We start from the raw sequence: 8,981 nt of genomic DNA, 5'->3' as shown, positions 1-8,981 counted from the left end.
GCCGTACCGGCGGCGTCCTCACCTGCTTAATTAACTACACAAGAAACCGGAACGGCGCCATCACAATCCCCGTTATTTTCATGGCCAGCTTCTTCCATCCCGGGATTTCAGCCACCTTAATATGAGAAGGCGTCTCATACTCCGACGCATTCACTACTCTGCGGCAATCCTCCCTGATGGCATCGAAATGACCTTTGAGTTCTCTGGTCAGCCCCACGCTTTTGATTACCAGCATCAGCTCCGTATCGAGATATGTGCTTCTCAAGTCAAAATTATAGGAACCGACTGCCGCGATGTCGTCCCCGAGTGTAAAGGACTTTCCATGGGTCGAAATCCCTCCGTCATATTCGTAAAGAGGGATTTCCAGAGCCGTCAGGTCTTTTTTTCTGCGCAAATAGTCGCTGGATGCAAAGAAATTGTCTCCGTTTTCTACCGAATTGAGGACTATTTTCATATCCGGTACGGCTTCCTTCACTTCTTTTAGGCGGTTTTCCATATATGTATTGCATACGAGATAAGGGGTATGGATTTCTGTCTCTTTTCCGGCCGCTTTCATAAGCTGTGTCAGCTGATAAAATACCTCCGGCTCTTTTGCGTATATCCCGGTAGGATTAGTTACCAGGCAGATGCCTTCCGTCTCATAGGTCTGCTTTTCATAATCCGGGCTGGCAAACAGCTCCGGATTGTCTTTTCTGAGGGAGTTCATCCTGTTTCTCAGCATCTCCCGCTTTTCGGCAACGCTTTTCCTGTCCTCCAGTTTTTCACTGTCGGCAAACGGCTTTGTCACTTCAAGGTTCCAGACGCCCTGAAAATAATTTTCAACCTGATAAAGGGAGCTGCTCAGTCCGTCGTTTGTGCCATGTGCCGAATTATAAACAAGAACCTCCCGATCCAGACTCCCGTGTTCCGTGTCATAATCGCCTATAAAGTAATCAAAGGAATTGCGCCCGCCGAGAATATAACCGATATCATCTACAATCACATACTTGTCGTGCATCCTCCCCTGGGTTTTCCAGGGTTTAAGTAAATTAATCGGGTTGTAATGGCGTATCTCGATATTAGGATGGGACGACACGGCATGAAACAGGCTCCTTCCCGTCATTCTGACCAGCCCGGAAAAACCGTCCACCATTATCTGCACCTTTACTCCCTGATCCGCCTTCTCCAGGATCAGGGCAAGAAGATCTTTCGTGCTTTCCCCATCCCTCATATCAAAGGTGGACAGAATAATCCGCTCCTCCGCCTGGTTTATCAGACGGAGACGTTCCTCCCAGGCGCTTAGATTTGTCTCAAGAATCATTGCACGGTCAACAAAAGCATCCTGCTTTCCGTCCACCATTGATGCAAGTTCCGGCAGCAGACCGGTTCCCTCCTTTACTTCTTTATAATTAAGGAAGGGAAAAACGGCCCCCACAGCCAGATACAGCAGAATTAGGACAGGCAGGAGCCAGAGGCGCTTTTTGTTTTTATGTTTCATTCCATTTCCTCTTTTTTCAGCGTTTTAGTAATATTGGCGGCAAACTTTTCAATCCGCGCTTCAATCCCGGGCAGCTTCATCGCCGTTCCCGCTTTATTGGCCGTCTCCATCATCGCAAAATTTCCCGGAAGATAAAATGTCTTGTTCATGTTGAGAGCTGCAATCAATTGTTCGGCAACTATATCACTGCCTGAATAACCGGAGACTATAATGCCGAACAGCGCTTTGTCGTAAAATCTCGTAGTTCTGAACAATGCGGTCAGCCGGTTGATAAATGCCGTCATATTTGCCGAGAGGGCATCGTTATAATTGGGACACAGCATCACAACAGCATTGGCCCGTTTCACAGCCGGATAAACATCTTCCGCAATAACCCCGCCGTAAAAGCAGCTTCCCTGCTCCCCGAAGTGGAGACACATTCTGTAGGGGCAGCCGGAGCAGTCGGACAGAGTGCCGTTTCTAAGCCCAATTTCCGTAATATGAAAACCTTCCAATTTTTCCCTCACCGCATTCCATACGGCAAATGTATTGGATGTCTGATGGCTGGATGCGTGCAGGACGAGCAGATCCGGACATTCATACACGGGATTTTTAAAATCCAGAATCTCCTGGACCAGAAGCCCGGCGCTCTTTTGGTAAGCAGTCATTAAATCCGTATCCATATTCTGGGCTACGATGGCAAAATTCGCCAGGGAACTTGTACCTTCAACCAGAGGACGGCCCACAAAAGTACAGCCGGCGAAGTTAGCCGTAAAGGTAAGTTCCCTGGCTGCAGATTTGGTAAAAAGTTCACTGTCGGCATCTACGATAATTCCGCCTGTCCAGCCCTCCAGCATACCCGGATGTTCCCTGAGAAATTGAATCACTCTGTAATATTCCAGATTAATTCCGGTTTTCCCGAGGGAAACGGCAAACAGCAGCCGCTTTGAACCGCCTGCTGTGTCTTTTAAAAAATAAGTCATTTCCTCCGCTCTGTGAATCTCATAGACAGAACGCCCTTTAAGCGCTACATCCAGCACGCCCTCCAGACGCCCCGACTGTGCGCTCTCAATGTCCGTCAGCTTAACCACAATGATATCCGAACTGTTCACACCAACGCTTCCTTTCTTACGGCACGACTCGCTTTCTATGCAGAGTCCGCGACGCTTAGTCTGCCAAAAGCGCCGGGCTCTCTCTGAACATCAGGTTATACAATTTTCTTTAAATTATCCTCTGCTGCGGCAATTCTACGGTAGAGCTGTTCCGGCAGAGGCAGAACCTCTGTCTCAAGGCCGAATGCGGTATACCGGTTCTTTACACCCATATAGATTCCTCCAAGGAAGACGGAGCCGCAGTGCCATTCTCCGCGCATCATCAGAACCAGGGAAATGGCTCCCGAGGAATAAGCAGGGGCGATAAACGGTTTGAAGCCGATAGCCCTCATATGAAGATTTGCCGTCACGGTTAATTCCGTAAGCTCTTTCGACAGTTCATCATTATAATCCGTGATGGAATCCGCTACCACCAGATCCTGACCGTGTGGGCCAAAGGAGCGGCCTTCTGTCAGAAACCGTTTAAAGCGTTCGTCACGTTTTGCAAAATATGCGGCCCGGGCATTCATGACGCCCAGCCCGAATCCATGAACCTGCTCAGGGCGGAGTCCCTGATAATCCAGAACACCGCTGTCATCCTTATTGCTCTCCAGCCAGGCCGTTTTTGCCAGCGGATCGACCGGATCAGACACGACGGCAAAAAGACCTTTAAAATTTTCTTTTCTTGCCTGTCTGGCATACTGGGCCACGATTTTAGAATTGTTTTCAAACTGGTACATTCTCACGTCCTTGACTCCTGAACCAACCGGCGGAATCCCTTTGGAGGCCACAAAAACAAAAACGTCGCATTTGAAGAGATCCTCCGCACTCACGATATCTATTTCCGGAAGGGCGTCGTAATCCCACGGGTATGCAATCTGGTTCTCCTCAAATTCCCATCTGGCCGTCACTTTATCGGAAATATCACATATTCCGATGGAGCTTATCACATCGCCGCCCAGCAGGTGAAGGCCGGTGAGAAGCGTACTCCCCACATCCCCGATTGCCAGCACATTCACGCGCTTTTTGCCGCCCTCCTGTCTTTCCCTGAGTATCTCGATAAATTTAGGATGACGCAGGTTCACGGCGCGCATTTTTCCTGCCCTGATTACGCTTTCCGTCCACTCGTCAGCCTTTTTTCCCCCGGCCGCCTCTTCCAGCTTCACGCTGCAAAGCCATGAAGAATCCTCTTTTTCAGCAAACAGCATGGAGGAATCATTGACCTTAAACGATGCGCGGCAGCTTCCCGGCTCCCTGTCAAAAAGATATACAAGAGAGGTCACCTCCTTCGGGGCTTCTGTTTTTTCATACGGCAGGCTGCCGTCCAGTGAACAGCAGAGCTGTCCCTCTATTTTGTAATAGTACATTTTTCTCCTCCTTCTTTAAAATGCTTCTCTACCTGTCATGCTCATGCCCCGCCGCCTTTTTTGTCCGGTAGAGCATCTGGAGATCATTTTCCAGATATACCGACGCAGCCAGGTTCGGATCATAGCTTACGCAGTCCCCTTTATCCGGGCAGAGGGGAAGAATGACCGCCTCTGATAACCGGCTGAGAGTCAGGTTTCTTGCAAACAGATCGCGGTATTCGGCCTCGAGGACCAGCATAATATCCCTGGCATTTCTGATACAGCAGGCCGAAAATTCAAACAGTGAATCGCTGCTGCAGTCTTTCAGCGGCGGCACCGCATAGGGCAGTATCATATTAATGGATGGAGTCAGGCCGGCCACCTGTACCGTATCACGGCGGACCGTATCTCCCCCGACAAAGGGATAAAGCGTGGACTCCACGAACCAGAATTTAAGGTTCGGCACAAAGTAAACGCTGTCTGCCTCCACTCCCTTTGTCGCCATCGTATCGCGTCCATACCCGGAAATCAGTCCAAGAAGCACTTTCTTGATCTCCACCCCTGCTTCCTTGAACATCGGTTCCAGAGCCTCAAAACGGCCTCCCCGGTGCAGTAAATCATCCACCAGGATTACAGGCCGGTCAAAGGATTTGATTCCTTTTATCTGGCTGCTCAGAGGGGAATAGTAAGGGAATGCTTCAATGGCATCTTCCTTCAGTTCCGGGTCAAATACCTTATCGGTATGGAGTGTTTTTGTCACCGTATTAGGTATTACCTTTCCTCTCAGAATCTTGCCGAAGGGAACACACATATACTCACCCAGTATTCTCGGCTCCACCGGTTCTCTCGGCACCCCGTTCAGAGTAGTTATTTTATCTACAAGCCGGTGATATATCAGACTTGCGGAAAGTGACAGAACCAATTGCCCCGGATACAGACCCGTCATCGTTCTCTGCAAATCATGATGCGCTTTGTAAATGGCTTTTAATACCCTGGGATTGCTGGAAAACGGTTCCTTCAGCGTTGTCTCCAGATTCTGCATCAGCAGAAGCGGCGCATGCATATCCACCAGGAACAAAGGCGCATCCTCCTGGAATTCCGGCGCCTTAACGAAGCCCTGCCGTTCAATGACTGAGCTTACGCGCTTCGGGCACACTCCCTCATATGGGAAAAATATGGCATAGCCGCATTTCCAGGCGAAGGAGCGGGCGATCACCTCCGCCAGAAGAAGCTGCTCCGCGTCATAAATCGCCGGTTCCTTTTCCACATGGATTCCCGATATCAGAAGAATTTCCCCTGAAGTGTGGCGGCGGACCAGATCTGCCAAATCTACCTTTTTCAATACTGCAAACAGCTCATCCGGAGCCAGATAGCGGAACCTGGCAACTCCCACCAGGCGGTTGTCCTCCACCGTATTTCTCAGCAGAAGCAGGTTGTCACCCGCAGCGCGGATTGATTCCATTATCTGGGCCCTGTGTTCCTCATCCCGCAGTACCGACTCTGAAATCTCGCACAGAAGCGCCTCATCCGGCTCCCCCGGTTCCTCAAATACAATTGCCCTGGCCCGGATAATTGGCTTGTATTCCGGCTCTCTCAGATACAGGCCGTTGTAATAAATATATTCCTGGACAGACGGATCAATCAGGTTGGAAATGTCGCGGTTCATATCGATATTTTCCCTGATTTTTGTGGAGCTGATGTCCTCCAGGTGTTCCGGAAGCTCCAGTTCATATACTTTTCCCGTAATGGACTCCATCATTTTTCTGTTAAACCGGTTATCAGACCTGACATCTCCGACACGGCGGAAAGCTATATGGTTCATCGAATGGATGGAATTCTCACATGGTTCCTTTTTATAGGAAGAAGCGTTGGCTATCACGTCGCTTCCGGCCACAATATATACTTCCCTGCCGGCAAATACTTCCTTCAGCCGCTTTAAATCCGCCGGATTTGCAATATTAACGGGAATGTCATCCGGGAACAGGTTTACATGAAATTCATCGGCCACAGACATATTGACAATCTGGCGCCGGATCAGATGGGGCTGCGCCTTCTTGGACCATGAAAACTCGTCCACCGCCAGATAAACCTCATATCCCATATTCCGTATTTCGCGTACGATTTCCTTATGCGACAGAGTAAACGGATCAAACGTCCCCGGGAAGAATGCCACCGCATTCCGTTCGCCTATTGTAAAATCCCCTTCCGTCAAACGGTATTCCGTGATGAAACGGCAGATATTGGACAGAGCGGCCGCACGGTAGAAAGCGGTCAGCTCATCCCCTTTATTTTCATTTAATAAAAACAGCAGTTTTCTGAAGCAGAGTGAGAATATTTCATTCTTTTCACTGCAGGTTAGCCGCTTTGAACCAAACACCGTCTGGCCGATTACAAGAAGAGCCTCCTGGCTTACTGTCTCCCTGTAATTGGCGAGACCGTTCAGAAGCATTCCCAGAAATCTGCGTCTCCGGCACTCCCAGCCGTCCTTCTCATCCATGAACCGCTCCCGGTAACAGGGATAGCACTCCAAAAGTATGCCCACCGTATCGAGCGCCACCGATACGATTCTGTCATTCGGGCTGGCCATCAGGCTGCTTAAATAAACAAGTATTTCGTCCAGCTGTTCGGTCGGCAGCCACAGTGCCACTTCTCCCAGATAGCGGGGAATATATTTGGAAAATTCATATTCTCCAACTTCCAGGCCCTTCACCAGCTCGACCGAGATCTCATTTCTCTGATCCGGGGTCAGCAGCTCAATAATCCGAAGCAGGGCATGGCCGGCGTCATGGCGGACAACCACATGCTCACTCACTTTGATCAGATTTGAAAAATGGGCGGCAATGTGCAGTATATGCTCATATTTTCCATGATCAATCTGATCCACCAGAAGTTTTATGTTGACCGCCTTGATAATCCAGGGCGTGGATGTCTTCAGGTTATCGAGGAAAATGTCGGAAACCACATCGCGGTCGTAAAGCGCTTTCTGCTGAAGCTCCGTATCGTATCCAAGATTATTTAACACACGGTACTGAAGGAAGGTCATCGTAATATCACCTTCCACCGTTGTCTCCATCACGCATTCAGCGATGTCCTTACAGCAGGGATGAGACGGCTGATATGCCGTGATGAGTTTGAATGCGCGCCATGCGGCAATTCTCACTTCCGCCTCTTTGGAATCCGCCTCATAAATGGCGAATCTTCCGACCCTGCCCAGTTCCTCTTCACTGAAAAGTTCAAACGGCATGAAATGCACGGTATCCAACAGTACGAATGCCTCCCCCGGCTCCAGCTCTTCCCCCCGTTCATACCATTTTAAAAATGCATGGAGGAAATGATGGAAATCCGCGGCTCCCGCATACTCCACCACAGAATCCAGAACCACCTTCAGGTTGTAACGGATACGGCGTTTCTGCTGGACTGTGAGCTTGTGATCCGGACGGATAATCATCTCAAGATATTCATTCCAAAGCTCCATCACCCGTGCCTCGGCGATGTCCGGCATATCGGCCGGACGTTCTTTCCGATACCCCGCGTTAAACCGGGCAATCACGTGGCCCAGGAGCTTGCCCGCCTGCGCCCTGATATCACCTTCCCTATGCATGAGAAGCTCATATAGAAACCCAAGCGTCTGTTCTTTCTGCTTATCGTTTGTATAGGTGAAATATTCTTCAAAAATATTCAGGTAGGCGCGGACATTCTTCCAGCTCTTCTCACTTCTGGCCGCCTCCAGAAGATTTCCAAACTGGCGTTCCGCCGCCATGCGGTGCATGATTTCAATATTATGTTCTATTCCCATAAAAACGAGAGACTCTATGGTCTGCTCCGTATTTCTGAGCGAAATGTCGGGAAGGGGCGCCCGTTTTACCGGATGGCCGTCCAGCCCCACATCCACTCCCAGGGAACGCATGTAATCCTCGAAGTCATGCAGCTTGGAATATACGAAGCGGTAGCGGTTCAGCTTTGTCTCGTCCACATTGTCCAGTTTGGACAAGATGACATTAAACGCCTCATCGAGACTGGAAATATAAGTAATCTCCCTGCCATCCTCTCCCCGGCTCTGTTTTACCCGGAAATCCGAGTAAATCAATACCAGCGATTCCACCGACAGGTTCTCCGGTTCCAAATCCCAGGTAGAATGATTGGCCGCTATATGGCCTGTATATTCCATGGAGTGATTGTTAAACCACTGGTTTGTATAGTAATAGTGGAGATAGGGAACGCGCTCATTCGGCTTGCAGCCGAATTTACCCAGATCATGGCCGGCGGCGGCCCCGGATGTCAGCGCCAGATCGATGGGAACTCCGGCCTCCCACAGGCCGCGTCCCACGGTCATAGCCACATAATGGACTCCGGCGATATGTTCCAGCGTCCTAAAGGGAGTGACATCGGCATTCAGACGCATCATCTCATAGATATATTCTTTAATGAAAGTTTGTTTTAACCGTTTGTATTCCTCATAGGTCTCAAATTTACCGGCCTCCTCATCAATCAGAAAGCCGAAATCGTAAAGCGGATCATAGGGCAGTATCTCGCGCTCCATATTGAAAAAATACTGGAGAATTTCGAGATAGAACAAAGCTCCTGCTGAAAATCTGTCCGTTTCTTTGGAAAATTCTGCGTCAGGATACAGAATATGGCAGGCATACTGGTATGTGAATTTCATCCAGCCCTCTTCCGGCTCCCTGCCGAGCAGGGCCAGCGGTTCTTCACAGATTTCAAAGACAAGGCGGCAGGATACCCGCTTTTTAATAGGAATAAGACGGATTAACTGCTCTTCCCAGTGTTCTTTATTCATTAACATCAAAATGTTTTTCTTGCTTAAGCCGGATTTCTCAAGAAAATCTTTGCGGCACAGCTTTTCGGTGAGATCGGTGATAATCTGGCGGATTTGTTTTTTACTCATTCCGGTTCCTCCTTGATTGGAATTTGGGATGGCATATATCAGCAGCTCAGTTCCGCTATGGGGCACTGTTTTTTGCTTATTGTACATTATACCACCTCGTCTTTCTTCAATCCAGCGGAATTGGAGATTTAGTTAAGCAGGTGAGGACGCAGCCGGTACGGCCAGCGGACGGGGGGGTGGGGTGT

The 8,981-nt window shown here is 49.4% G+C and carries 4 protein-coding genes; all 4 read right to left on the bottom strand.

Translation table 11 applies throughout. The features are described from left to right. Positions 1–34 precede the first annotated feature (34 nt). Entirely contained in the window at positions 35–1,477 is a 1,443-nt protein-coding gene (locus CLOSYM_RS16740; protein WP_021643026.1) for a phospholipase D-like domain-containing protein, read from the bottom strand. Further along, on the bottom strand, positions 1,474–2,568 hold the full coding sequence (locus tag CLOSYM_RS16735; protein ID WP_021643025.1) for a flavodoxin family protein: 1,095 nt from the start codon (positions 2,566–2,568) through the stop codon (positions 1,474–1,476). Before CLOSYM_RS16735 ends, CLOSYM_RS16740 begins: the two co-directional genes overlap by 4 nt. A 95-nt stretch (positions 2,569–2,663) precedes the next feature. After that, positions 2,664–3,914: a Rossmann-fold NAD(P)-binding domain-containing protein gene (locus CLOSYM_RS16730; RefSeq protein WP_003497211.1), complete on the bottom strand. Its 1,251-nt coding sequence runs from the start codon at positions 3,912–3,914 to the stop codon at positions 2,664–2,666. 28 nt (positions 3,915–3,942) lie between these two features. Beyond that, positions 3,943–8,796 carry a nicotinate-nicotinamide nucleotide adenylyltransferase gene (locus tag CLOSYM_RS16725; protein ID WP_044902690.1) on the bottom strand — a complete coding sequence of 1,618 codons (4,854 nt, stop codon included), beginning with the start codon at positions 8,794–8,796 and terminating at the stop codon, positions 3,943–3,945. Between the last annotated feature and the right edge of the window lie 185 nt (positions 8,797–8,981).

Origin of the sequence: [Clostridium] symbiosum ATCC 14940, assembly GCF_000466485.1 — a bacterium.
GTDB classification, from domain to species: domain Bacteria; phylum Bacillota; class Clostridia; order Lachnospirales; family Lachnospiraceae; genus Otoolea; species Otoolea symbiosa.
This window is presented reverse-complemented; position numbering and strand designations above follow the sequence as displayed.